Here is a 24,988-nt window from a genome sequence, read left to right as displayed (position 1 = left end):
TTAGCTACTGCTTCTCGCGGCCCCCGTCGTCAGTGGCACTGTCTTCTTCCTGCTTGTCATCCTCCAATATCTCGCCACTGTGGAATCGGGCGTTTCGCCGCATCGATTTGATGCAGAAATCCCGCGCCCAAAGGCCATCTTCGGTTAGCAGCGAGTCTTCTAGCGCTTCGAGCCCCTTGAAGAAGGGGGAATCCAATTCGCCGCCCCATCCTGAGAAGCCCTGTTGCTTGCGCATGATCGCCATCACATGGTTCACGTATTTTGCCAATCGAGCAGGATCTGACGACATCTCGTCAAACCACTTCTTGTAAGCCTCTTGGCCGTCGAGCCAATTCCAAGCCAGGAGGAACTCGTCAGGACTCGGGTGATCGAACACGGCTTCCGATTCAACGGCATGACGCAACATGGGCGTCAGTTTTTCAGAGAGCGCTGCAAAACGGTCGCTCGTAGTCCAATCTCCCTGCCCGTGAAGCTTCTTTATCTGCTCATGCTCCATTCCGCAGATGTAGCCAATACAACCCACGGCGTTCGTCTTGTCTAATACATCGAGTACGACTTGGACAGCGTTCTCTGCCTTGGCGATGCGAACGAGACACGACGTCCCGATTAGCCAAACTGCGCCCATCGGATCCATGACATTGGCAAAGTTGTCATAAGGTTCAGAAGCCTGCTTCTCGCCCCAGGCGACGATGACTTCAAACAGCTTCTTAGCTTCGTCTATCGACAAGTCAATCGCTCGGTCGGCTACGGCACGGGCAAAGATTGTGCGGTCTTCGGCGTTGGAAAGACGGTCAAGCCAAGGGTAATCCTGAGTTTGCTGACCGAGCGTCGTCCGCATATCGCTCCAGTCCTCATCCTTTAGGGCCGCTCGGCCCGAGTGAAATCCGAAATACACTGGCTTCCAATGCTCGGAAGCAAAGCGCCGCTCAGTATGTTGCCGCAGAGTCCAAGCACGGCGAACGCCGGCGTAATTGTCGACGTCGTCGTTTAGAATGGCGAGTGCTTCAGTCGCCAATGATCGCATGGGCTCATATTCCGGGATCGCTTCTTCCCGCGACTGCTTGCGTCGCTCGGCAAGCTTCTCAGAGTGTGCGATCTCGAAAACAAGGCCCCCGGGAACAGGTGCCTCCTCCTCTCGGAGCACGTTGTATAGCTTCGGAACATATTGTCGAAGGAACTCAAGCGCCAAGTAGTCGGCAGGATCGACATTGCGATATTGATCCACTACCACGCCTGGGAGAAGTGACGCAACGGTGCCCACATACCGCTTGACATGACGAACAGTCGGCAACCCAGGCAAGAGCACACTACGAAACACTTCTTGGAGCCGCTCAAGCGGCTTGCCTTCCAGCTCATGGATGCCAAGCGCTTCAAGATTCCGAGCCAAAACTATTTCTCTCTGCTTCTTTGTCGCCAGAGGCAAATCGAAAATCTGCCCAACAATCTTCTCCAGGAACGCCTCGGCATCATTGACAGAATCCTTGAGCGCGTGGACAACTTGGTCTCGATCATAGAGCAGTAGATAGCGGACGTTCGGAAAGTCAGCACATGCCTTGATGAGTTGAAACACAGTTCGGACTTCGTCTGTATTGAGCCGGTCAATATCGTCGATCACCACCACGACCGGCTTTTCTAAGTCAACCAGTGCCTTGCTCAGCGTTTCGCGAGCTTCTCGGAGAGTCGGCTGGTGCGCTTGAGCTTCGAGTCCCTTTGCGGCTAGGTCAATGGCTTTCTTGCTCCCCCGGAGCGCTTTTGTGGTAACCCCGGCGAACGGGACTCCAAGGGTGTTGCCAGCGTCGGTGGTCAGAGCCAGTGCGTCCAACGTCAAGGCCGTGTACTTGTAGAATCGGGCACGCTTCTCCTTGGCTTCCTTCGTGTCGCTCTTTGGAAGCACAGCCTTTCCAAGCTCCTTGAAGAACTCCCGAGCAAGGGCTTCCGAAGTGCTCACCATCCATGGCTCAAAGCGAATGATCTCGATGTCTTTGTTCGCGGCCCTGACTCGGCTGACGACAAAGTTGGCGACGGTGCTCTTTCCTGTACCCCAACCTCCGGTAAGGCCTACGATCGTCGCTCGCTTCTTGTTTTCCGCCAAAAGTGCGGTGGCAATGAGGGCAGCAAAGGGTCCCCTACCAAGTTCGTCCGCTTCTTCCTCTTCAAGCGGGCTGTCGATCCATTGGCTCATCCACAATCTCCTGAGAAGGCACTCCATTGAAGCGAGGTGCGGAGAGCGTGGGATTCGTCGAGGACGGATTGATAGGCGGCTCTGATCCCTGCAATCTGCTCGACTCGAACAATAAACTTGTCTTGGGCATGCAGATCAGGCGCAGGGATCAATAAGGATCGTACTTCTGACATCGGCGGAAAATTCTGCAAACCGCTTCCTCTTGAGAAACCTGCCAATACCTGCTGAACCGCATGGGACTGCAGAGCCAATCGAAGAAACGTAGGTCTCATCTGGTCGTTCCGCACCCTCAGGCGAAGTAATGCTTGGTTGATTAGACCTGGTGCTGCATTACGAGGAACCTGGGCGATCCGCCCTAACGTGCCAGAGCACGAAACGAGTAGGTCATCGGGCGCAATCTCGAATCCACGCATCTTGCTAAATCGTCGCTCGTCAATGAAGTAGTTCCCGATTTCAAAATCATCTGCAATAACGTTGCCCTGCTCATAGACCTTGAATCCTGATTCAACAAAGAACTCCTTCTTGAGAGCCCCGCCGAATGGGCCACGCTTAAGCTCTGCGAGCTCTGAAAGAGATTTGAGCGGAACTCCGTCGCCGAACATTTCGAGGAAGATGGCTTGGGGGAGTTGGTCGAGCAGGGCGATGGCGGCGCGGCGCTTGGCGCGAAGCTCCTCAGCCTTGTCGAGCATCGCCGCAATCCGCCTTTGCTCATCGATTGGTGGCAACGGAATGGGAAAGTCGATTAGTACGCGGGGGCTAAGGCGAGGCAGATTCGCACCGGCTGCACGATCGGAGGCAAGCGCAATCATTTTCGGCGTCAACAGATAGTGAGCCAGGTAGCGACGATCCAACTTTGGCCCTGGCAAGATGGGAATGATGTCAGTGCTGCAGACGCCTTCGAAGTCAGGCAAAGCTATCTTCGCTAAGTAGGGTCGTAGCTTCCCGTACAGAACATGCTTCGGCGTGAAAGCGAACTTCGTGCTTGCAAGCTCGCCCTCGTCAACTGTCGATACACCCTCAAAACCTCCACCCTTCTTGATGTTCTCAAGTCCAACGAATAGTGTCCCAGACTTGATGTGATTCGGTAGGACACCGTCACGGGCAAATTCGGCAACCTCGCCGAGCTTAATCATAGGGCGACTCATTTGCCTGCCAGCCTCGCTGCCTCTTCGATCCAAGTTCCGAGGTTTTTGTAGCCGTCATCATCTACGTAATCGTAGGTCTTGTAATAGGTTGAAGCGGGCTTCTTCGATCCGCTCTTGAATGTCACGGTGGCGTTGTCCAGTGGGTTTACTCCCTTCCCAGTCACTTGCCCACCAAGGTTCTTTAGTTTGTTTATGCGAACGCCCACGATTCCATTTCCCCGTGCGATGCTCTGTTCGAGTTCGTACTTCACCCAAGGTCGGTCGTTTGTTCTGCTGCCGATTAGAACAACGGTCACTGACGTACCCTGGAGGGCGTCCATGATGAGTTTCTTCAGGGCATCTGTGCTCTTGCGCTTTGCCTCTTCCCAGAGGGAGGCATCGATGAAGCTCTTCACCGTATCGCTGTGTGTAAGCGGCGCATTGCGAATGATGGATGCACGATGAACGTCGAGCTCGTAGTGAAACGAAAAAAAGGCTCGCCGGGCCATTAGGAATCACCTCCCATGAGCTTTGGTGCAAGCAACCAGACCGCGATGATCACGCCGATCAGTGCTAAATAGAACGGCGCGAGAGTTCTAGTGAAGGCGACTCGCAACGCACCTGCAGTCTTTGGCTTCAGCTTCGAAACATCGAGGGAGAAGTCCACCTCCAAATCGTCCTTTGGAGGGTTTTGTCGGACTTGGTCATAGAGCGCCCGGAACTCGCGCTCCGTGCGAAGGTAGTAGGCGTCAAGACTCCAGAACATGATCGCTGGAATCAGCGCGATTGAGGCTGCGTTGGGGTTCGCGTCCTTCGATGTGAAGGCCAGGATGGCGGCCACAAGTGTGACCGTCCAGCCCTTGATCACGAAGGAGTTGGCTGCCATTCGAACGATGGTGATTTGGATGAACTCCAAGTGCTTGATGAGGTTTGGCCGGTCTGGGCTCATACTTGCCCCTCATAAGCTCGTTGGATCAGCGGTAGCGACCTCTCGACGTCCTCTAAGGTGCGAATCTTGACTTCGAGGTCTCCCGTCCCCCAATGACCGATCGTTCGGACATCGCGAAGGCCGTCGCGCATCTCCACTTCCTCCACGTTAACGTGAAGGTAGAGGTTGAGGTCCGTCTTCGTCGCATAGGTCATCGTCGCGAAGTTCCGAGTCCGCTTGTATGCGATGTAAAGTTTGGTCGCTTTCTCGGAGACATCCTCGCCTTGGCTGAGAATGGCTTGCTTCAGAGCCTCGTAGAGAGCCTTGATGTTGGGCGGGGCCTCCTCGAGCCACTGAGAAATGGGCTTGTCAGGGCCGCTCTTCGTGCTGGTCGTTCCTGTAACCGGGGAAGCGGTGACTTCCGATGAAGTGATCCGTTCAAGAAGCAGTTGGCTCTCGCCGAATCTGCGGTACCGCACGAGATCGATGCTGTTTGGCATAAGCTCGTATGCGCCAAGGTCGTCACGGGTGAAGTCGGTGGCGATGCAGATGAGGCGCGTTGAAGAGTGGTCGATGGCGTCAGCGGCCTCCTTGCCGAGCTTCTCGAAGACGACCTTCCAGAACTCAGCCTTGTGGCTGCGGAGCCATGCCATGTACGACATTCCCTGATTGATGACTGTGCGGTTCTTGTCGAGCTTGTACTCGATGACAACCGGGAAGCCGTTCTCGTCAATGCCAAGCGTGTCGATGCGCCCGCTCTGACCGGTCGGGAACTCGGAGGCGACGAAACGGACTCCGAGCAGAGCTTCAAGATTGGCTTCGAAGAGATTCTGGACCTCGCGTTCGAGCTTGAAGCCGGAAGCATGATTTTCGACGGCCTTGCCGCCTTCAATGGAGTAGAGGCGAAGCTCGCTCATTCCTCCCTCCACACTTCGATCCACTTTGCCTCGCTCCCGAAAACTGCCGGGAACGGTTGACATTTGTGCCGCGTTTGCCCATAATGAATGTAATGCGCGACTGCGCAGGTGGACGGCCCGAATGGGCCGGCGAGGGACGAATCCGAAAGGAGTCGTCCCTTTCTCATTTCAGAGGAGCTTCCAGCCATAGCCCTCCACCTGACCAGTGTCGTTCCTGACGTTGAACTTCAGCCGCGCGGCATCGGCGAGCCGGCGTCCGTAGCCTTGAGGTTCCGCGATGATGCCCTTCTGCCACAAGACCCACTGCTTAACCGGATGAGCCAAGACGTCCGCCAGCTGTAAGCCCGCGATGTCCGCGTCCTTGCGCCTAAGCTTCAGGGACTTGCTCGTCAGCACCCGCTGCGCCGTCGACGCATCGAGATACAGCGTTCCGCTGGCGTGGATGTTCGCATAGGCGCTCTCCAGTTGCTGGTCTTCAGCCCTCCCTCTCGCTTCGGCCAACACGTCCCCGACGACGTTCTTGTAGTTCAGCCAGCCGCAATACCTCTGGAGCACCGCCGCCAAACAGTAGTGGTAGGGATGCATCGGGCTCGCGTACTTGTCTTGATGTTGCTGCTTGTCGATGACGATGCACACCATCCGAAAGCTTGAGTTCTGAACGAGCTGGAGCAGCCCATCATTCAGGGCCTTCTCCTTCCCTGGGTCCTGCAGCACGTAGAAGTCTCCACGCTTGTTGATGATGTCTTCACGGTGGAGGATGACCGGATCGTCCGGCCGTGGTCCGAACACGTCGCGACGGAGCTTCTCAAGGCTATCGTGCAAAGCGACGTACTCGTCCCTTTGGCGGCACCATAGGCCGAGAAGAGCCAGGTAGCGATGGCTCACCTCAGCGAGCTTTTTGTATGCATGGTCCCCGGACTCGTCAATGTAGAGCCGATATCGATCTGGACGATGGGTGGTCGGCTGCCCCGCGGCCACGGTGCCTTGCCCGCTCATAAAATCCGCTCCCGCCGAGGTGCTTCTCCAATAACCCCAAACGAACTATTCGGGATTTTCGAATAGTTGCCCGGTCGGTGGGTAGTATGTGCAAGTTCTGCACGAACCGGTTTCACAGCATCCGCTCCAGTTCCTTCATTCCCGCCTGAATCTCTTCTTCCAGCTTCCATAGCTCGGCGAGGATCTCCTTGGGGGCCCGGTGCTCGACTTCTTCGTGCTCGACCTCCTTGTACCGGTTCAGGCTGAGGTCATAACTGTTGGCGGCGATCTCCGACTTTGGAACGCAGAAGCTCTGAGCAGTCCGGGGCCGCTCGCGCTCTAACCCGTCCCTTTCGAACCATCGGTTGAGTGCATCCGGCAGGTTGTTCTTCGGATGCTCTACTTCGGCAGCTTGGCAACTGGACCCAACTTCTCCTCGGGCAAGAGCGCTTGACGCTTGTCGTCGAGGCTCCAACCATCCGCTTTCACGTCGTAAAACCAAACCTGATCAGTCCCACCAGAGTTGGTCTTCGTGAAGAACAGGACCGCCGTCGAGACTCCGGCATACGGCTTAAAGGCTCCGCTAGGAAGGCTCACCACTCCATCGAGCCTGTGGTCTTCCACAAGCATCTGGCGAAGCGCCTTGTGAGCCGTGCTGGAGCCGAAAAGAACCCCGTCCGGCACGATAACAGCGGCCCGTCCACCGGGTTTGAGAATGCGGATAAAGAGCGCCAGGAAGAGCAGCTCAGTCTTCTTCGTTTTAACGATCTGCAGCAGGTCCTTTGCCGTGTTCTCGTAGTCGAGCGACCCGGCGAACGGCGGATTGGCGAGCACCAACGTGTACTTGTTCGCATCCGAACTGTGCTCGTCGGCCAGAGAGTCCTTGTAGGTGATGTCCGGGTTCTCGACGCCGTGCAGCATCATGTTCATGCTGCCGATGCGGAGCATGGTGTTGTCGAAGTCGAAGCCGTGGAACATCTTCTCGTGGAAGTGCTGGCGGAGCTTCGGGTCGCGAAGGGCTTCGGGGTGGTGGTCGCGGATGTACTCGCCCGCCGCCACCAGGAAGCCGCACGTACCGCTGGCCGGATCGCAGATAAGGTCGTCGGGCTTGGGCTGGGTCATCTCGACCATAAGCTGAATGATGTGACGCGGCGTTCGGAACTGGCCGTTTTGCCCGGCAGTTGCAATCTTGCCGAGCATGTATTCATAAAGATCGCCCTTGGTATCGCGGTCCTCCATTGGCACCTTGTCCACCATGTCCACGACCTTGGCTAACAGCGCTGGGGTTGGGATGGTGAAGCGGGCATCCTTCATGTGTCGGGTGTAGTTCCCGTTGCTTCCGCCGAGGGTGCGCAGGAACGGGAAGACGTGCTCGCTGACGACCTCGTACATCTCGCCTGGCGCCATGTGCTTGAACCTGCTCCAGCGGAGGTCTTCATACAAACGGCCCTTGGAATCCTTGCCCTCGGGGTAGAAGCGGCGCTCGATCGGCGTGCCGAGGCGATTGGCCTTATTTTCTTCCAGCTGCTGCAGTTCGTCGAGGCGTCGCAGAAAGAGGAGATACGTGATCTGTTCGATCACTTCGAGAGGGTTGGAGATTCCGCCCGACCAGAAAGAGTCCCAGAGTCGGTCGATTTGATTTCGCAGGTCACCGGTTAGCATGGTTTGATCTTCTTGTGTGGACAGCCCTGAGCGGCAATGTGACGGCAATCACGTCGAAATGCCGGGAAGAGCGCGCCAAAACCCTCGTTCAGGGAGTATTATACACATATCTGCGGATTTGCGAATCGCCGCACGTGACCTCACATGGTATCTTTTGGAAAACTGATCTCGGAGCGTCGGAAAGCACTCGGTTTGAGCCAGAAAGAGCTGGCCGCGAAGATCCTGAAAGAGGATGGTGGCCCAATTTCACCTCAGTATCTGAACGACCTGGAGCGCGACCGCAGAGGAGCGCCGAGCGATTACCTGATCGAGGAGTTTGCTAGAGTGCTCGAACTCGACAAAGACGCCCTCTATTACAGCGCGGGCGAGGTCTCCCCTGATCTGAGGGGACTCAATCCGGAGACTGAGGTCGTGAAGAAGGCGATAGCAGCTTTCAGGAAGACGTTGGAGAAGGGCGATGCCAAGTGAAGTGCTGACGCTATCTGAGCTTTTGGGTAAGCCTGAGTTTCAGCCGACGAAGCGGATGGACTCGACCGCCGAGCAGATCGTCATGGCTCACGTCCAATCTCGGCGCTCGGCTAACCTGTTTCCGCTATCGACAGACGACCTGACAACGCTGATCGAGAAATTTGCGGAAGAACTGGACACCTATGCCGATCTTGGGGAGTTCGGTGAAGGAGTTGAAGGTCTCACTTTGTTTCGGCCGCGTGCGAAGCCGATTGTCCGAGTTTCCGGCTTGCTGAATGAGTCTTCGAATGAAAACCGGCTCCGGTCCACGCTCGCCCACGAGCTCGGACATGTCTTGCTCCATGATCCACTCATCCAACGTAAAGCCCAGGAATCGCTTTTCGATACTAGCGTGCAGTATTTGCAGGTCTGCTACCGTGACGGAGCCGAGTCTCTTGGCCAGGGAGACTTGTTCGAGTATCAGGCTTGGTACATGTGCGGCGCTTTGCTGATGCCCATTTCAGAGCTAACCGCGCGGGTGACAGCGAAGGCGCAAGCATCCGATTCCTACTCCGAGATCTGGCAGGATTCCGCACTGGGTCAGGAAGTCATCGAGGATGCGTCGTCTTGGTTTTGCGTTTCGAAGGCGCTCGCGAGAATCCGCTTGCTGAAGGCCAGTTTGATCGTAGAGACCGAGCCCAGTCCAGCCCTCTTTTGACCACAGATGCATCCAAACCACGAAAAGGCGCGTCATAATAATACGCTGATCTGCGGATACGCGGTACAGCAGCGCAGGAACTACTATGCCTAAGAATAACCCGAAGCAGCAAATCCCCCGAACTCCACGATTGCCAGAGCCCGGCCAGCCGGGCGGTGGCGGAGGAGAGTGTCCTCCTGAGACTCCTGAGACCCTCCTAATTGAGCTGGCGAATCTGGATACGGCGGCTCTAAAGGGCCTTCGGTCCGGGGAACCGATCTCTATTCGTCCAAACGACACCTTCTGGACCGCCCACACAGCGATCGGAACGCGCATCGGCGATATCGTAGGCGAAGACGCAGAGCTCCTGCGTGGACGAAGAATTCGAAGAGCGCGTGTTTACGCCGCCCAGGTCATGCCGCCTCGATGCATCGCAGAGGTGATCTTATAGCCCAGCAAGACTGTCTCATCGGCTTGGCGTGCCGAGACATGGTTCCGCTGTGCGACGCGGGGCGCCTCGGCCTCTCGGGTGAGCACGCTTGCAATCCTGAGCATCCCTGGTGCGCGGCTCCCTCGCTACAAGACCGCGCTTATCGGGAATGGGCGGAATGCAGCATTCCAGAGAACCTGGACTTCAAATCTGTGATCCCCATCCCGAGGCTCCCTGCATGCATCTGGAATCTCTCAGCAAGGGAAAAGCTGGATGACAGCGGGGGGCACCGAGTCGTTGCTGCAAAGCTGACTGACATTGGTGGCATCCTCAGCAAGAACGGGCCGAAGCTCGCGGCCTGGCGTCAATCATACGGTATCAGTTCCGCGACAGCCTTGCTGGTTCATCAGGAGTCTCTCGATCGACTGCAGGAGCGGCTTGGAGTTGCGGCTGGAGATCAAGACTTCTTCGATCATCTCAGACTCCTTGGTGGTCGCATCGTCTTCGTCTCTCCGGGATATTCAGTTTACGACGACGGCTCAATGTGTCCGGTCCGACAAGTGCTGAACATGCGCCGATCGCTCCATGAGGCAGCAAGGGCAAATCGAGCAGGGCTACCGGCTATCCCGACACTCGGATGGAACGCGCGAAGACCCGAGGATTTGGAGTTCCTCGCGGATTGGCTGAAGAGGCAGGGCCGATACGTCCGAACTCTTGCGGTCAACGCTCAGACTGGCACGTCGTCCAATGCCCTGGGGCTCGCCCTTGGATCAGGAATGGTCGAGTTAGAACGGTTGGCGGACAGTTCGTTCCATTGGGTCGTATTCGGTGGCCGTAAGAAGGTTGAAGCCATTTGCGAATTCCTGCCGAGAAGTCGAATCACGCAAGTCTCAAGGCCGAAGGACTTCACTGGGATCGACGTGCAAGCCGCTATCGTTTCAACCTTGCAACTCAGTTAGCCGCCGCCTCAATTCGTTGAGACGGTCGGTGGGTGAAAACGCACCTTGCACCCCCAACCCGAACGGCTCCTTTCGATTCGGAGCCCGGCTTCTATGAGCCAGCCGGTCTTTGGCTCTACGGTAATGCCCGACTGCTTGGAGCGAAGCTCGTGAAAGTCGAGGCGGCTCACGGTCGCCCCGACCACACACCGGGCGAACTTGGCGAGATCGAGCGAACGACAGAGTCACTCGTCCTTAGTAGTGGTGTTGTCGTCACCGGGATCCACAACCCAGCTCATCAGCGGGTGGCGATCGTGCCCCTTCGCTGGGGATCGCCCAGAGTCCTCGTCTTCTCAGGTGGCTTCCATCATCACCTTGGCAAGGATCTGAAGGATGAGCCATTCCGAGCGGCTCGACTCTGGCGATACCAGTTCGACCCTCAAGTTGACCTGGTGATCTCGCGACGGGCCCCGGATCGGCTGCCGACATTCGCACGATTCAACCCGACTGTGGATCGCCTCATCGAGCGCATTGTGAACCGCGACTTTCTCGGCTGTCTGTTCGGCAATCCGGAGTTCTAACCACTTGCCCCTCGCTGTGAGAGGCATTTCTTTGTTCGGTCTTTGTTCGGTTTGATGATTGAAATTTGACGCGGATTCTGCGTCCTGGATGGTCGAAGGATGAGAGTCGATGTTTCCGGCAAGCAGTTCGCCTTCCCTCGGCAGTGCGCCTGCTGCGGGCGCTTTCCTGGAACCTGGCTGACGATCAGCGGGACTGAGAGAAACCGAAACTCCAAGACTCGGGGCTGGGCATGGGACATCCCATATTGTCATCAGTGCCGCACCCACGTTCGGGTTGCGGACCGACTCCTCATTGCAGCCTTGTCCCTGGTTGCCCTCTTGGGAGTCGGATCATTCGTCGCTCTGGGACTTGGGGCGGCTTGGTATGTCAGCTTTGCGGCCTTCTTGCTCGGTTCCGCCCTCGCTTCGATTGGCGTTGCATGGCTCTTTGCTCGGCTTAAGCGAAGCCAGTTCGCCGGCTGTGTGGCGCTCATTCGGAGCGTTCGCTACCTTGGCTCCTCGGGAAGTTGGCACTCGTTCGATATTCGATCTCGAACGTATGTTTCGGCTTTTGTTCGGGCGAATCGACTCAAGCTTGTCAATGCATCCGCATCGATTCGTTCGATGTTGAGGGAGCAGGAAATGAGCGAGTTTCAGGTTGCGCGTCGCATCACGCGTGGGCCGAAATAGTTCGGGAAATGTTCGGTTGGAGAAACTTCAATTGCGGCCATTCCCCTCGGCGGGCACGCTGGATTTCGCAATGACAAAACAACTTCGTATCGCACCAGCCGTCTGCCACAACCGCGTCGCCGCGTTGATGATGCACACGAGCCGGTATAGCTTTCGCGGAACTTCGCGCTTGGCCAAGGACAGCGGCCTGGCTAAGTCCACGATCTGCCATATCGTTCATGGCCGGACAAATCCGCTTTACAGGACGGTGGCGCCGATCATCAGGAACCTCGAGTATCAGCTGGCGCGCAAGCTGAATGTCCGCGATGTGTTCTCCGAGGATGGGTCCTTTCCGACCAAACACGTCTGCAAGCTGGCAGGCTGCAAGGGGTGTTTGCCCGATCGGCTCCACAACTTGGACGGCAGCATCAAGCCTCAGTGGTCCCGCGTTCAGCCCGGCAAGTGGTCTGGTGATGTGGCCGAGTTTATGGAGGGCCGAGGATGAGCGGCCGCGACAGCAACAGCAGCCGCAGTTTATATGTCCGCTCAATGCTTTCGAGCCTCGATTTCAAGTCATTTCAGAGAATCGTTTGGCTCTGGCTCGGAGCAAGTGGCTATCACTGCATTCGAACGCTCAACCGCCCTCGCCGACGCGGCCGAGGCTCCGTGGGTCCGGACTTCCTTGTTCAGATTGGAGAAGACGGCATCGAGGTCGCAGTGCAGATCCGGCACTGGCGATCACCACTTTCAAAGCGGGCGGTCGATGAGCTGCGAGGCATTCTGCTTCGCGATCAGATTCCGGCCGGCATGATCGTTAGCTCGTCTCAAGTCTCTCGGGCGGCTCGTTTGGCAGCTGCCGACTTTTCTGGTCGCCCCATCAGAGTTGTCGGACTTGAGAGCCTGGCCGACTCGATGATCGCGCTGGATCTTGGATCACCTGCCTTCTTCCGTTCGATCGACTCAATGTCGCTCGGACTTGCGGGAGCACCGTCAAAGCCACGCCCTCTCAGCCTACCGGCCGAACTCGCTTCTAGCCCTGACGGACCACAACCAGACCGCGCGAGCTGGGTGCTGGCCGGAGCATTACTGATTCTGCTGGTTCTCTGGTTTGCGAAAGGATTCCTGGAATGAGCGGTTTCGAGCCGATCGGCGAGATCCTGCCCCAGGCAGACGGGAAGAGGCGTCGCCGCCCAACGCCGGATGATGCGGTCCTTTCTCCTGATGAAGAGCTCGTCCTGGAGCTCGTCCATGTCGGAGTCGGCCTTCGAAAGGCCCGAAGCCTGGTCGATCAGTATCCCGCCGAGCGGATTGAGCGTCAGCTGAACTGGCTTCCGCTTCGCGCCGCTCGAAGACCGGCATCGCTGCTTATCTCCGCCATCGAGAACGACTACGATCCTCCGGTGTACGCCAATGAGTAGGCTGGCCAACACGACGCCATTCCCGAACCTGCTCTTGGACCGGGTGATGAAGTTCTTGAGCGACACGGAGTGGCGGGTGCTCTGCGTCATCGTCCGGCAGACCTATGGCTGGCAGAAGCCTGAAGACTGGCTCAGTCACAGCCAACTCAAAGCTCACACGGGCCGGGAAAGCGCCGCCGTTAGCCGCGCCGTGGACACCCTTGTCAAACGTGGGCTGATCGTCGTCCGAGACCGATTCAACCGGCGAATGTATTCGACCGCCGAACGCAGGCGATCCCGGTCGAGGCTTGTCTTTGCGATCCATCCCCTCTTTCTTGAATCGGCACTGTACCGGCGTCGGATCGGACTTGGAGATTTCACGTTGCGAAGTTCGCAAAGCGAAAACAACAAAAGCAACTATCACTCAAAGAAAGAAACAAACGACGACTCGAAATGACCTCTAAGAATCGAAAAAGCGGCGAGGCATCGCAAGAACCGCAATTGGAGTTTCACGGATGCATCGTTCCTTTGCCTAGTGACAAATCCCAAAAACCTGCGAAGCTGACAAGAGAACAGACTCGGCAACTCGCCGAGATCATCTACATCATGTTCAAGAAATGGTACGCGCAATAGCCTACATCCGAGTTTCAACCGACCGCCAGGCAACTGACGGTACATCTCTCGTGACTCAGCGGCGGCGCGTGATTGAGTTCACGGCTCTCAAGGGCTACCGCCTCGTCAAGCAGTTCGTGGAAGAGGGAGAGTCGGCCAAGACAGACAATCGCCCCGTGCTCAAGCAAATGCTGCGCTACTGCGAGGAACAGAAGGGCAAGATCGACCTGTTGGTCGTGCCGAAGATTGATCGCTTCGCCAGATACTCAGAGGACTACCATCACTTGAAGCGCCACCTGCGAAACCTCGGCATTCGTGTTGAGTCCATCGACGAGCGATTCGATGACTCGCCTGCCGGAAAGTTTCTTGAGAGCATGTTGGCGGCCACAGCCCAGTTCGACAACGACGTTCGATCCGAGCGTACGTTCAATGGTATGAGGGAGGCAGTCTCCCAAGGCCGATGGGTCTGGAGGGCTCCCGCAGGCTATCGCAACGTGCGGATTGACGGAAAGGCAAACATTGAGCCTGACCCAAGAACGGGGCCGCTGGTAATCGAGGCATTTGAAAAAATAGCCCGAAAGATCCGAATCGCCGAGGTTCGGGAGTGGCTCAACGAGCACGGCGTTCCAATCCAACGGAACGGCTTTTACAAGATGATCCGCAACAAGGCGTACATCGGCATCATCGAGGCATTCGGTGTGAAGAGCCGCGGAGTTTTGCCGTTCACTCCGCTCATCTCGGTCGAACTCTTTGAGGCCGCTCAAGCAGCGGTCGCCCCGTCAAACCACCCCAGGGTCACTCAGCGCGATCACGAAGACTTCCCCCTTCGCGGCACCATTCGATGTCAGTGCGGCCAGTTCCTCACCGCTTGCTGGTCTAGGGGCCGAAGAAGTCGTTACGCCTACTATCGGTGTCGGCACTGCTCCCGGGTCAATCTTCCGAGAGAATTCGTCGAGCACCAATTCCTGCACCGGCTTCGCTTCCTTCGATCGGAGTTCGATCTAAGCGATGAAATGGCGACCGACCTTCGGGCTTTCTGGGAGCAAGAGCGAAGCCACTATGGGAAGCTCGTCGAAGAACTGCGCAAGGAACGCGAGCGAATCGAGAGTCAACAGAAAAGCCTTGCCAGGAAGGTTGCCGATGCAGTCGTCCCTGACCACCTCGCTAAACAGATGTTCGAGGAGTACGAATCCAAACTCAGGAGCATTGAAGCCAGGCTATCGAAATCGAGTGCGAACGACCGCGAACCGCATATCAACATCCTGATCGACTACGGCAAACGGTTCTTCGACCAGGTTGAACGCTTTTGGCAAACAGCAGATGTCAGCGACAAAAAGCGGGTCCAAAACTTCTTCTTTCCCACGGGGGCCGTCGTGGAAGAAAGACGCGTTCCGCGAACCGCCTCAGAAGCTCCTGCAACAGGAGGCGATGCCTTTCTTTTTGGCCCTTGTGTCCAGTTTGGTGGCCCACAGCGGCAAAAGTGCGAACATGACGAGCTGAGAAAGCGTGTCGAGTTCTTCCGGGATCTCTACAGCACGTTCGGTAGGGATAGGTAAGAACCTTGAGCGGATCGAAGGCACAGCCAATTAGCAAAGGGTAGCGCGTGGGCGCTACCCTTCTTAGGAACAAGCCGTGCGCTAAGCCCGGCCAACGCCCGCCGCTTGTAGATCGTCGGCGCTGACCTTCGATCCTTCGCAGCACGAGCAGAGCTTGCCGTCCACGACGACGGCGGGGACACGGTTGATGCCGTAAGCCTTGGCCTTGTCGTGACACTCGTTGGTGGCGCAGCCTTCACGTAAGTCGTAGACGGTGACCGTGCAGTTCGGACAGGCCGTCTCATTGACGGTCCGGACTGCCTCGTCGCAAAGAGGACAGCCGGCGATGAACACTTCGATGTTTGCCATTTTCTTTCTCCTAGTCTTTCCTAGTCTTTGTGAGTGCGTCTGTTTCCAGGATCGCACAGAGACACTCGTCTTTCGGGAGCTCGTCCCGTTCCCACGCCTTGAGTTGGGCCGCCAAGTGGGCTTGCAGGCGCTGGAGGTCGCGAATCTCGCGACCGATTGTGGTGATGCGATCTCGCACCAACTCGGCGATCTCGGCACAAGGCTGTGGTTCTTGGTCGAGGGCGTCCAAACAGGTCCGAATGAGTTTGAGCGAGAAGCGCTGCCGTTTGGCAGCAACGATCAAGCGGAGGCGAGCCAGGTCGACCTGACGGTACTCGCGATAACCGCTCTCGCGGGTTTCTGGCTTGGGCATCAAGCCTTGCGCCTCGTAGAAACGAACGCTACTGACGCTGATCCCTGCCGCTTTTGCCAACTCACCAATGCGCATCTATTTCAATCTACTGCCTGAACCATGGTTGAGAGTCAAGACCACTTGCGAAAGTTGGCTGCATCGATTCAATTCGACCATGGTGAATGAAGCTACGAAGTCCTAGGTGTCTAATGACCGACGCGTAGAGGAGACAAAGAATTAGGTGATCAAGCGTGCGTGGAAAACTGCGGCTCCACGAATGCAGTGGAACCGCTTGGATGTTCACTCCGATCTCGGAGGGACGTTGAGGATGTAGTCGGTTGCGCGTTGTGCTTGCCCGGCTGCCGCGACGACGGCCTTGGGATCGCCCTGTAGGGCTTCCAGCCAGCCATGGATGTAGCTCGCGGCGTTGTCGAGGATCGAATTGTCGATCCCCACTTCGGCGCAACAGAAAGCCGAGGTCAGCTCGGCCACCAACTCCTCCCGGCTGTAGTCGCACGATCCGAAGTGGATCGCGCCCGTCACTCCGGGCCGGTTGAGCCGGTTCAGATGCCCGGTGGAGTGCCCGAGTTCGTGAAAGAGGGTCGCGTAGTAGGCTTCCGCCGACTCGAAGTCTCGAATCTTGGGAATGCGGACCAAGTCCTCGGGCGGCTGGTAGCATGCGACGTTGCCGCCCTCCACAATCTTTGGAGGATTTGGCATTGACATGACGACCTCTTCCGCCTTCTCGATCCTGGCCGCCAACTCCTCGTTCCAGTCGTCCATAAGAACGGGAAGGTTCAGCCCTTCGCACTGCTCAGCATTGAACACGTGGTAGTAACGCAAGAGCGGGATGCAGCGCCGGCGACCGTCTTGGGCGTCTTCCTCGTCGGTTACGTCCAAGTGCTTCCAGAAGACTGCGATGGAAGACCTTTCACCGCGCCGGATTCGACCGCCAAGCTCGTTCGCCTGGCGCAAGGTCATCCAGCGATGATCCGTGAACGGCGCAAGGGAGAGTAGAAGTAGGTTGACGCCGTGGTACGGCCGTTTGCTGACGGCGTTGCACGGCAGCTGATCGCGTCCCCGCCAAGGCTTTCGCCAAGGCACGACGCCTCGTTTCAGGGCTTCGACGATCCGTGATGTGATCGTCTGATAGGCCGAAGTAGTTGGTTGCGCGAGTTCCCGGTTGGGCGTTGCGCGCGACCGTGGTTTGGGAAAGTGCTGTGACATCTGGAATCTCCGTGGGATTGCGGGTTGAGTCCGCTGCCTCCACGTTCATCCAAGCGATGCCATCAAGCAACTCTCGTTCGTCCGACCGAACGGTTCGCCCTTACTGTGAGTCTGCTGGCTTGGTGATGTCTTTGATGTTCGACTCATTCATCTTCCAGAGGCCGCCTTCTCGGGTCAGCGTCCACGTGCCTTCAAACTCACCAGTCCGCCATTCCCAGGTGCCCGCCTCGACCTCTTCCGTCGAGTAGAAGTGAACCTTCACCATGTTCGTCCGTTCGCCGGGTCGAACGTCCACAAGCCGGATGAAGACCGTCTTGCCAAGCCCCTTGGCCCAGCTGTCATATGGGAGTCTGGCTTTTCGTGCCGTGGAATAAAAGTCATACGCGGCTTGCAGGTCTCCGGCGCCGAGCGTCGAGTAGTACTTCGCGACCACCTCCGTCTGCTCGGACGGATAGGTCAGCTCGCGTTCCTCTCGGGTTGAGGATTCGATGGCCTTGAGCATCTGATCCATGCGCAGTGAGAGTTGCGACCATGTGATCGCATAGCCGACGTTCTCAGCCCCTCTCAGAGTCTGAGTGGCCATGCCAACCACTCGCCCGCACTTGTCCACGACCGGGCCGCCCGAGCTACCAGGCGAGATGGCCGCATCGGTCTGAATGTATTGCCGGTCATCGTAGTCGTCGCTGGTCAAAGCAGAAACGATCCCCTTGGAGACCGTGAGGTTCCTGCCGATCGGATGGCCGATCACATAGACGTCGTCGGCCAGGCGTGGCGGTTGATCGGAGACCCGAACGGGGATTGGCTCGGGATCCACAAAGGTCACCGAGAGAAGGGCGATGTCGCGGAGCGAATCGGTTGCCAGCACCGTCGCCGGGAACCGCTTGTTCACGACAAGCTCCGGGTTGTGGTCCACAACGTGGTTGTTGGTCATGACGGTTGTCGGAGTCACCCAGAAGCCGCTCCCGTCGACTTCCTTGCCCTGAATCAGGACAACTGATGCAGATGCTGATTCAATATCCTCCATGCCACACGTGCGCTCAGGTTGGCGAGTCGCAGCCCTCCAACGCGATTCGACTTCGAGAAGCAGAGCTGCGGACGAGAAGACGAGCGAAACCGCACAAAGAGTGACCATGTGGGCGCGAACCCATTGATACGAGCGGAGATAGCCAAAGCGGACAGCGCGGACAACTGCTGCGTTGCTCCTGAAGTGCCATGCCAGTGCCAGCAAACAAGACGCGAAAACCACCCAGGACAAGACCGTGCTGGTCAGCCCTATCACGACAGCGATTAAGGCGAGAAGCCCGCCAAGCGCTCGCCAAGCCGTTCGTCGAAACTCGGAGCCAGTCGGCACAATTCTCATCCCTTCGAGCGTAGCGAAACTCCCGCGAAGAGCAAGTCATGGCTCTTCGCGCTGGGCGAAATCTAACTCTATGGCAAGTCCACGGGTATCGTCATCACGAGATGGGTGGCCCAGACGACAGCAAGACAAGCCACGGTTCGAACGAGCCTGGTCAAGCTCACGGCACCCGATGCAGTGCTTCCCGAGGCAATTGGGTAGTCGAAATCGAAACGGTCACCGAAGAGCTCAAGAGCGAGTCGCGAGTGGTTGCTTCGACCGGGTTCGTTGCTGTCTGGCGGCGGATCACGTTTGGATCAGGGCTGACCTCGTTCAAGGTTTACGCTGTTGGTCAGATTCTGTTCTTCATCTTCGGTTGGTGGATCGCGCCTGCCTTCCGCCATCCGCTCGCAAACGCGCTGAGTTACTTCGTTCTGTGGTCGGCGTGCGCTCTCTGGCTTATCCGAATATGGAACGTGATCCAAAAGTGCGACTCAGACTCGGCTGAGGATCAACGAATCTACCGGTTGAACATGGCTGGCTTCATTCTAAGCATGTTAGCGACTGCGTTTCTTCAAGGCTTCATCATTGATCTTGGGAGACAACCTCTCCCTCCGAGATAATGCTGCCTTCAGATCTAGTCTTCCAATCTCGTTCTAATATGTCTCTCATGGTCAGAATTGGCCCCGCCCCGGGCGAATGATCCGAGGGAATGGAACGAAAGACGACTGACGCAATGGGAATGAGGAAGGAGGAGTGAGTAACAGAACTCGGAGAATGAGAGTTGAGTTTTGAGGCAAGTTCAACCAGGTTCAAAAAACCCGGTCAGCCCTGGCCGCCCCGTTGGCCGGGTCGTTGACCGAGGGATTGGCCGCACCTTGGAGTATCTCGCATCAAAAAAAGGAGCAGGCGGGGCCTGCTCAGTAGTCGTCGGGCAAGAGAACGGTCGTCGAGGATCGGTCGGCTTCGGTGATGATCCAGAACTTCGCTCCTCGTCGGTCGCTGTATGCGGACAGGACCCGAAAGCCGTTCTGAATCGAAACCTCATTCTCTTGACGATCCTCGTCACAGACCTCGCCCCAGTCGCCCATCGAATGCCTCTGGATCGCCTCGAACACATCTGCCGGGTCGATCGTCTCTTGCGCCCTCGGCGTGATCAAGAGCGCTCCTAGTTCAATGTGCAAGTTTTCACCTCGTACGGGGGCTCGAGACTTGCCCCAGCCCCCGGACAGGGCGAAACGAACATGAGGGAATAGTCGCAATTTCCGCCCGAAGGTCAATTCGCCGCGCCTTGCGTCGAACGATTAGCGAAGGCTCATGCCGGCCTTAGGTAAGGTTGATCATGATGGCTGAACACCCGGGCCATAGAGACGAAAACGACTGGGATGAGGTCGGTCAGTTTGATCTGCCGTCGGGTCAGCGAGTGGTTATCGAAACACGCACTGAAACTTTGTCAGCCACCGACTTTTCTGCGGAAGAAGACTGTCGCAAGGAGGAAGTGTTCAGAGCCGCTCTGGTGCTGGTCGCTAACGTCTTGGCAACGATCACCTACTCGTCAATGTGCTTGATTGGCTTACACCGGATCTTCGCAGAGCAGAACTCCGTGGGCTTCAAAGTGGGCTCGGGACTTGGAGTGCTCCTCTTCCTTTGGGCAATTGTGATCTGTTGGTTTGGCAAGCCACCGCACATTGCCGAAGGTGATCTTGACGCTCAGGGCGTTGTCAGACTCACGAGAATCGCTGGCGTCATTGCACTAATCCCCGTGTTACTGTTCGCGAAGGCTATTGTCTGGGGTTCGTAAAATCTGATACCCAGCAGAACCACTAACGATACATTGGCGCTTCACTCGACATGTCGATCCGAATACTAGACCTGGTTCTTATTGGGCATGCCTTCAGGAGGTGCGATTGAATACGTCAGAGAACTGAATTCCTCCTCCGAAACATTTTGCTCAAGCCAAGACCACATCGTCTTGATAAGCTCAGGCCTGTTCCTTGTCAGACTCGAAAGAAGGTCGTTGATATACATTGCCTTCCCGAGCAAGTCGTCCGGATCAAGCTTTAGGGCAACGTACAGGTGCCATACCGCCTCTTTCACTTCACTCTCTGCCGCGTGCCAACTGCCGAGTTCCTGATGGCACTTCTGAAGCCTTCTTGTGAGCCGGCTCCGATCGCTCGAAACGGCGGTTGCCATGAAGGTTTTCAGTTGTATTGCCAACTCCTCAACGATCTTGAACGGCTCCATAGATATTGGTTTTGATGTCATTCGCGTGTGGTCGATCAGCGCTCCTGCGAGATTGGTCGTCACCATCGCTGCCATCACCAGACTTTCAACAGACGGTGTCAGATTCCGTAGGTCTTCAAGCAGCTCTCGGTTCCGATTCTCAGCCACGGTATACAGCTCGTCGGCATAACATCTGGCCAAGTGACTTGCCATCAGTCCCGACAGAATCTGTGCATCGCTTCTCGACTCGCCCGGCAGGGTTTCACTACCCCATGTCGCTATCGACTCGGCGAGTCCCTGCACGAGCTTGATACGGTCGGTCGCCGCGACGGTGAGAGAGACGATTTCAGGCCATTTATCAAAGTCGGTCAGAGTCAGAGGCAGGTGGCTGTGGTCGGTTATGTCGGACAGAGCCTCGAATTGCCGAGCGGACTGCGCAATGGTGTCGTAAAGTTTTTGTCGATCATCTGCCGTTGGCTTGGCGATGCGTCTGAAAGCACCGACTGCAACTTCGTAGTAGCTCAGAGCTCTGATCCTCTGTTCGGTCGGGTCAACGGCCTCTCTATCCCTATGTAGTCTGTCCAGGTGAAGGGACGCCAGAAGGTGACCGACGCGGGCGACCGAGCCATGCCTTCGGCTGCTCTCCAGGTGGGACAACGCGATTTCGGCGAGTTGCAAAGCGCCGTCGATGTTTCCATTCTTCGCCTGCTCCTCGGCAGCTCGAAACGCTTGCTCTCCCAAGGCAGCGATATCGTTCAGCGCAACCTCGACGACGTTGCCCGGCCGCAGTGGGCGCGATCGGCCCGTTCGGTAGAAGCTCTTCCTCATTTCGAGGAACGGAGAAGGATCGAGGCTCAGCGCCGAGCACATGGCGACGATTGCGGCATCGGACGGTGGCGTAGGGAGCGACCCGCGCTCGACCCGACCTACATAGCTCGTCGAGACGCCAGCTTTTTCAGCGACCTCTTGCAAGGTCAATCCGACTGCCAGTCGAGCCTGTCTGATAGCTTCGCCAAATTCGTTCACGCCTCCCTTAAGCATGGCAGGAAACTGAGTGCTCACGACCCCGTAGTATTACCTGGTTTTACGACAAACGGAGAAAGTGTCTGAAGTTTATAGCGTATTATAAATGCCGGGTGCTGTTCGTAGCAGCAACCCGGCGGAACAGTAGACATGAGAACACCATGCCACTGCTTGGGCACATTAGCAGACGTTCAATTACGAGTCAAGAGGAGTTGCCCCCACGCTGCGCTCGTTCCCGATGTTCGTCTTGGAGGTCACTGCCCGGAGCCTGGTGGGGGCGCTTCGTGAGCGCCCGCAGCCGTTCCTCTCGCCGAACGGTGCCGATCCCCGACCACTGGGTGGGGGTTGTCAAGAACTGGTTGGATGTCTGTGGGTCACTCCTAGAAGCCCTCATTTACCTTTCAGCGGAGGTTTTGAGAACCCACGCCCTGGTGATCGGAGCGACTGGCAGCGGCAAGACGAATTTCCTCCATCATCTCATCGTCGCTGACCTCTTGCGGGGTCATTCCATTATCGTGCTCTGCGCACGCGGCGACCTTGCACTGGCGGTGATCGAACTGGCAGTGCGCGCGGGCATTGATCCTAGCCTTGTTCGGTTTTTCGACCTGCGTGAGAAGCAGAATCCGCTCGGATTCAATCCGTTGGCTGGACAGGGCGAGCCCTATTACAAGGCGCTTGGCTTGATTGACGCTATTGCGGCGCAGGTTGAGTCGTGGGGAGTCCAACTCGCCGAGACGTTTAGGAACGCCCTACTGCTCCTTGCCGAGACGAACAGCTCGTTGAACCAGCTCGAAGGTCTTTTCTACAATGCGTCAGTCCGCCGTGCATTCATCGAAATGGCTACGACGGACTCTCTCAAAGATTTCTGGCGAAGATACGATGCGCTCGGCCCTGACAAACAAGCGGCTCTAGCTTCAGCTGTACTCAACAAAGTCAGTGCCCTCCTCTCGACGGAAGGACTGCGCCGGATGTTCGGCCATCCCGACCCCGTTGACCTCGGTGAACACCTGAACCAGCCGGGGAGCATCACCCTCGTTTCACTCGCGGTCGATGAACTGCATTCGGCGGGATGGATGACCGGCTCGATCATGCTGAGCACGATCCGCCGAGAGGTTTTCTCCAGAGCAACGGTTGCCGAGAGTGTTCGGAACCCGATCCGACTCTACGTTGATGAATTTGAGAACTTCTCGATGCAAGATTTCGAGTCGATCCTCGCGGAGGGTCGTAGGTTCGGATTATCGCTTGTCTTGGCTCACCAAACGCTGGCCCAACTTACGCCAAAGATCCGGTCCGTGATTCTGGGCAACGTCGGCGTAAAGGTCGTCTTCCGAACCGGCTACCAAGACGCCGAAGTGCTGAACAAGGACTTGGCAGGCGTCAAAGGCGCCTTTGACCTTCCCAATCTACCAGTTGGTGAAGCGGTTCTATGGAAGCGCGGGGAGGCACCCATTCAGATCGAAGTGAACGCGCCCTTGATCGATGACGTGGGCAGTGTAAGTCCGGCTGCCCGGGAGTTCCTTGGCCGTCTGTCGGAGCTTGCGCCGGCCTACTACGAAATTGTCGAGGAGCCAGCTGCGGATACATCGGAATCTGGCGGTGCAACCGCCGAGCCAGCGGGCTTTCAGAAACGAACCAGGACCGATCGCCCGCCTAGCGGGAACTTGGAGGATTGGCTCCAATGATCGGCACACTGAATGGCCAACTTTCGGCCAACTGTGGCCAACGGGCTGAGCGCGAGTATCAGCCGAGTCCGGCCCTAGGTCGCCGACTGGCTCTAGAAGGGATCCAGTCCTTCTCCCTCTTCGAACTCCCCCCGGGTTTGAGACATGCGGAGCGATTCCGCTCTATGGTCGCTGACGCTCGCGCCTCACACGGTGCGCTGGGCGCCTGTCTCCATGTGCACTCGGATTCGGAATACACGGCTATGCGACTGTTCTCAGACGCCGACGGTATGGCTGGATTCGCACTGAACGGGCAGGAAGTCGTTTCGGTGTTCTGTCACAAGGATCGTCGCAAGCGTCACGCGACTCGCACAATGATGGAACTTGCCGTCATGCTTGGCGGCATCTTCCTCAACGCGTTCGATACGTTTCTGCCTGCGGTATATGGACGTTGCGGATTCAAGGCCGTTGCCCGTATGGCCTGGGACGATCACCAGGCCCCGGATGGATGGGATTACGAAGCGGCGCGGCGGTTTTGCGGCGGTCGCCCGGATGTCGTCTTCATGACACACACGTCCCGTAGGCCAACCGTGGCCCGCGTTGGTTCGTTCGAGGCAGGAGAACTCCTTCAACGCCTTGCAGCCAACACTGATTTTATTGAGGTGACGCTGTGAGGGTGACCAAGCGAGACATTATGCTCCTCCGGGAATTGGCTCTGAGCCATGTTCTCTGCAGGGACCATTTCCTTGAGCTCGGTTACTTCAACTCGATCACTCGGGCGAACACCCGCTTGAGAGAGTTGAAGCGGCTTGAACTCCTTCGCCGCTTGGAGACACCGTTTTTCGGTCAGAGCCTATACATGGCAACCAAGCGAGCGGCTGAGGTCGTAGATGCGCGAATCTCGTCGCTCATAGCGGGCCGTACTTCCTCGCCTCGCTTTGTGCAGCATGCTCTGTCGGTCACAAACGTTCGGATCGCTTTGCAGCGTAAGTCGAGCGCAGCTTGGAGATTCGAGCAACAGCTCTGGCGAAAGATCCAGGGCTCCAAGGGGCTCGAACTTCGACCAGACGGACTGCTCATGGCAAGCTTGCCCATCTTTGTCGAGGTCGACATGGGGCGCGCCTCCGCGCCTCGCTTCAAAGAAAAGCTGACAGGCTATCAGGCCCTTGCCCGCTCTGGCCAGTGCCAGTCGCTGTATGGATTTAGTCAATTTCGCGTCCTGGTGGTCACAACCGGCCCCTTGCGCTCTCGTCACCTTCGTCGCCTTCAGCCCTCCGACGCAGGGTTTGAGCTTCTTGTTCAAACCTTCGACGAGGTTGGTGCGACCCCGATCACACCTTGGAGTTAAACAACATGCTTCCCCAAAGAACCGACCAACAACCTCTCGTCACTGTCCCGAACTCGCTCCGACAACAGCTTGAGCGAGCCCAGAACCTCCTCGACCAGAGCGAGGAAGCCGAGTCCTACGGCGACCGTTCGCTCGCAGTCGTCAAGGCAAGAGAAGCGATGCGCGTCGTCGAGAGGGTCGCCCAACAGTGCCCCGATATCGGGGCACTCATTGTCCTCGCCGACATGGGATACCGTGGATTCGAGGTTGAGACGATGGAGAGTGTCGATCGCCATCAGCTCGTTCAGAAGACCTTCCTTGGCTTTCCGATGGGCCAGGAAGTCGTCAACGTCCCGACGATCACTCGACGCTTCATCCGGGCGAGGTTGCTCTGATATACGGGATCGCAAAGCCCTGA

Annotated in this window: 27 protein-coding genes and 1 pseudogene; 14 read left to right on the top strand and 14 right to left on the bottom strand. The window is 57.1% G+C overall.

The annotated features are described in order from the left end of the window. Window positions 1-4 precede the first annotated feature (4 nt). The 7 genes and pseudogenes from HRF45_05305 to HRF45_05275 form a co-directional block, all read right to left on the bottom strand. The gene (locus tag HRF45_05305) at window positions 5-2,182 is read right to left on the bottom strand and encodes an AAA family ATPase (GenBank protein MEP0765945.1); all 2,178 of its coding nucleotides are present in this window, start codon (window positions 2,180-2,182) and stop codon (window positions 5-7) included. Further along, entirely contained in the window at window positions 2,179-3,315 is a 1,137-nt protein-coding gene (locus HRF45_05300) for a restriction endonuclease subunit S (protein MEP0765944.1), read from the bottom strand. Before HRF45_05300 ends, HRF45_05305 begins: the two co-directional genes overlap by 4 nt. A gap of 8 nt (window positions 3,316-3,323) precedes the next feature. Continuing rightward, on the bottom strand, window positions 3,324-3,815 hold the full coding sequence (locus HRF45_05295; GenBank protein ID MEP0765943.1) for a TIR domain-containing protein: 492 nt from the start codon (window positions 3,813-3,815) through the stop codon (window positions 3,324-3,326). Further along, window positions 3,815-4,255: a hypothetical protein gene (locus HRF45_05290; protein ID MEP0765942.1), complete on the bottom strand. Its 441-nt coding sequence runs from the start codon at window positions 4,253-4,255 to the stop codon at window positions 3,815-3,817. The genes HRF45_05295 and HRF45_05290 overlap by 1 nt, the downstream gene beginning before the upstream one ends. After that, window positions 4,252-5,151: a DUF91 domain-containing protein gene (locus HRF45_05285; protein MEP0765941.1), complete on the bottom strand. Its 900-nt coding sequence runs from the start codon at window positions 5,149-5,151 to the stop codon at window positions 4,252-4,254. The genes HRF45_05290 and HRF45_05285 overlap by 4 nt, the downstream gene beginning before the upstream one ends. A 168-nt stretch (window positions 5,152-5,319) precedes the next feature. Beyond that, on the bottom strand, window positions 5,320-6,147 hold the full coding sequence (locus HRF45_05280) for a DUF3800 domain-containing protein (GenBank protein ID MEP0765940.1): 828 nt from the start codon (window positions 6,145-6,147) through the stop codon (window positions 5,320-5,322). A gap of 112 nt (window positions 6,148-6,259) precedes the next feature. Next, window positions 6,260-7,788, bottom strand: a pseudogene (locus HRF45_05275) (SAM-dependent DNA methyltransferase). Between the two features lie 144 nt (window positions 7,789-7,932). Here HRF45_05275 and HRF45_05270 point away from each other — a divergent pair. Together HRF45_05270 and HRF45_05265 are read left to right on the top strand one after the other, a co-directional pair. Continuing rightward, complete coding sequence (locus HRF45_05270; GenBank protein MEP0765939.1) at window positions 7,933-8,256, top strand: helix-turn-helix transcriptional regulator; 324 nt, start codon at window positions 7,933-7,935, stop codon at window positions 8,254-8,256. Then, window positions 8,246-8,953, top strand: a complete 708-nt coding sequence (locus tag HRF45_05265; protein MEP0765938.1) for an ImmA/IrrE family metallo-endopeptidase — start codon at window positions 8,246-8,248, stop codon at window positions 8,951-8,953. The genes HRF45_05270 and HRF45_05265 overlap by 11 nt, the downstream gene beginning before the upstream one ends. 378 nt (window positions 8,954-9,331) lie before the next feature. On the opposite strand, the gene HRF45_05260 is transcribed toward HRF45_05265, so the two are convergent. After that, window positions 9,332-9,487 (bottom strand): hypothetical protein, encoded by a 156-nt coding sequence (locus tag HRF45_05260; protein MEP0765937.1) that lies wholly within the window; start codon window positions 9,485-9,487, stop codon window positions 9,332-9,334. 983 nt (window positions 9,488-10,470) lie between these two features. Between HRF45_05260 and HRF45_05255 the strand changes: the two genes are divergently transcribed. The 6 genes from HRF45_05255 (at window position 10,471) to HRF45_05230 (ending at window position 15,094) form a co-directional block, all read left to right on the top strand. Beyond that, window positions 10,471-10,881: a hypothetical protein gene (locus tag HRF45_05255; protein ID MEP0765936.1), complete on the top strand. Its 411-nt coding sequence runs from the start codon at window positions 10,471-10,473 to the stop codon at window positions 10,879-10,881. A 739-nt stretch (window positions 10,882-11,620) separates the two neighbouring features. Further along, window positions 11,621-12,034 (top strand): hypothetical protein, encoded by a 414-nt coding sequence (locus tag HRF45_05250; GenBank protein MEP0765935.1) that lies wholly within the window; start codon window positions 11,621-11,623, stop codon window positions 12,032-12,034. Next, window positions 12,031-12,660 carry a restriction endonuclease gene (locus HRF45_05245; GenBank protein MEP0765934.1) on the top strand — a complete coding sequence of 210 codons (630 nt, stop codon included), beginning with the start codon at window positions 12,031-12,033 and terminating at the stop codon, window positions 12,658-12,660. The genes HRF45_05250 and HRF45_05245 overlap by 4 nt, the downstream gene beginning before the upstream one ends. Next, on the top strand, window positions 12,657-12,947 hold the full coding sequence (locus tag HRF45_05240; protein ID MEP0765933.1) for a hypothetical protein: 291 nt from the start codon (window positions 12,657-12,659) through the stop codon (window positions 12,945-12,947). The genes HRF45_05245 and HRF45_05240 overlap by 4 nt, the downstream gene beginning before the upstream one ends. Next, on the top strand, window positions 12,940-13,383 hold the full coding sequence (locus HRF45_05235; protein MEP0765932.1) for a replication protein: 444 nt from the start codon (window positions 12,940-12,942) through the stop codon (window positions 13,381-13,383). The genes HRF45_05240 and HRF45_05235 overlap by 8 nt, the downstream gene beginning before the upstream one ends. Before the next feature lie 160 nt (window positions 13,384-13,543). After that, entirely contained in the window at window positions 13,544-15,094 is a 1,551-nt protein-coding gene (locus HRF45_05230) for a recombinase family protein (protein ID MEP0765931.1), read from the top strand. Window positions 15,095-15,175: 81 nt separating this feature from the next. Here the strand turns inward: HRF45_05230 and HRF45_05225 are convergent, their stop codons facing one another. From HRF45_05225 to HRF45_05210, 4 genes are all read right to left on the bottom strand, one after another. Continuing rightward, window positions 15,176-15,442 (bottom strand): thioredoxin family protein, encoded by a 267-nt coding sequence (locus tag HRF45_05225; GenBank protein MEP0765930.1) that lies wholly within the window; start codon window positions 15,440-15,442, stop codon window positions 15,176-15,178. 10 nt (window positions 15,443-15,452) lie between these two features. Next, complete coding sequence (locus HRF45_05220; GenBank protein MEP0765929.1) at window positions 15,453-15,869, bottom strand: MerR family transcriptional regulator; 417 nt, start codon at window positions 15,867-15,869, stop codon at window positions 15,453-15,455. Window positions 15,870-16,073: 204 nt separating this feature from the next. Beyond that, window positions 16,074-17,000, bottom strand: a complete 927-nt coding sequence (locus HRF45_05215; protein MEP0765928.1) for a DUF1738 domain-containing protein — start codon at window positions 16,998-17,000, stop codon at window positions 16,074-16,076. 100 nt (window positions 17,001-17,100) lie between these two features. Then, window positions 17,101-17,949, bottom strand: coding sequence for a trypsin-like peptidase domain-containing protein (locus HRF45_05210; GenBank protein ID MEP0765927.1), 849 nt, complete (start codon window positions 17,947-17,949; stop codon window positions 17,101-17,103). 449 nt (window positions 17,950-18,398) lie between these two features. On the opposite strand from HRF45_05210, the gene HRF45_05205 reads away from it, so the two are divergent. Continuing rightward, window positions 18,399-18,959: a hypothetical protein gene (locus HRF45_05205; protein ID MEP0765926.1), complete on the top strand. Its 561-nt coding sequence runs from the start codon at window positions 18,399-18,401 to the stop codon at window positions 18,957-18,959. 297 nt (window positions 18,960-19,256) lie between these two features. Here HRF45_05205 and HRF45_05200 read toward each other — a convergent pair whose 3' ends face one another. Continuing rightward, the gene (locus HRF45_05200) at window positions 19,257-19,520 is read right to left on the bottom strand and encodes a hypothetical protein (GenBank protein MEP0765925.1); all 264 of its coding nucleotides are present in this window, start codon (window positions 19,518-19,520) and stop codon (window positions 19,257-19,259) included. 158 nt (window positions 19,521-19,678) lie between these two features. On the opposite strand from HRF45_05200, the gene HRF45_05195 reads away from it, so the two are divergent. Further along, window positions 19,679-20,137 (top strand): hypothetical protein, encoded by a 459-nt coding sequence (locus tag HRF45_05195; protein MEP0765924.1) that lies wholly within the window; start codon window positions 19,679-19,681, stop codon window positions 20,135-20,137. 65 nt (window positions 20,138-20,202) lie between these two features. Here HRF45_05195 and HRF45_05190 read toward each other — a convergent pair whose 3' ends face one another. Continuing rightward, the gene (locus tag HRF45_05190) at window positions 20,203-21,600 is read right to left on the bottom strand and encodes a helix-turn-helix transcriptional regulator (GenBank protein ID MEP0765923.1); all 1,398 of its coding nucleotides are present in this window, start codon (window positions 21,598-21,600) and stop codon (window positions 20,203-20,205) included. A 395-nt stretch (window positions 21,601-21,995) separates the two neighbouring features. Between HRF45_05190 and HRF45_05185 the strand changes: the two genes are divergently transcribed. From HRF45_05185 to HRF45_05170, 4 genes are all read left to right on the top strand, one after another. Continuing rightward, window positions 21,996-23,264 (top strand): type IV secretion system DNA-binding domain-containing protein, encoded by a 1,269-nt coding sequence (locus HRF45_05185; protein MEP0765922.1) that lies wholly within the window; start codon window positions 21,996-21,998, stop codon window positions 23,262-23,264. A gap of 242 nt (window positions 23,265-23,506) precedes the next feature. Further along, the gene (locus HRF45_05180) at window positions 23,507-23,917 is read left to right on the top strand and encodes a hypothetical protein (GenBank protein ID MEP0765921.1); all 411 of its coding nucleotides are present in this window, start codon (window positions 23,507-23,509) and stop codon (window positions 23,915-23,917) included. A gap of 2 nt (window positions 23,918-23,919) precedes the next feature. After that, window positions 23,920-24,591, top strand: a complete 672-nt coding sequence (locus HRF45_05175; GenBank protein ID MEP0765920.1) for a replication-relaxation family protein — start codon at window positions 23,920-23,922, stop codon at window positions 24,589-24,591. A gap of 5 nt (window positions 24,592-24,596) precedes the next feature. Then, window positions 24,597-24,965, top strand: coding sequence for a hypothetical protein (locus tag HRF45_05170; GenBank protein MEP0765919.1), 369 nt, complete (start codon window positions 24,597-24,599; stop codon window positions 24,963-24,965). Window positions 24,966-24,988: the final 23 nt, after the last annotated feature.

The sequence above is a fragment of the Fimbriimonadia bacterium genome (assembly GCA_039961735.1).
Classification (GTDB): Bacteria; Armatimonadota; Fimbriimonadia; order Fimbriimonadales; family JABRVX01; genus JABRVX01.
This window is presented reverse-complemented; position numbering and strand designations above follow the sequence as displayed.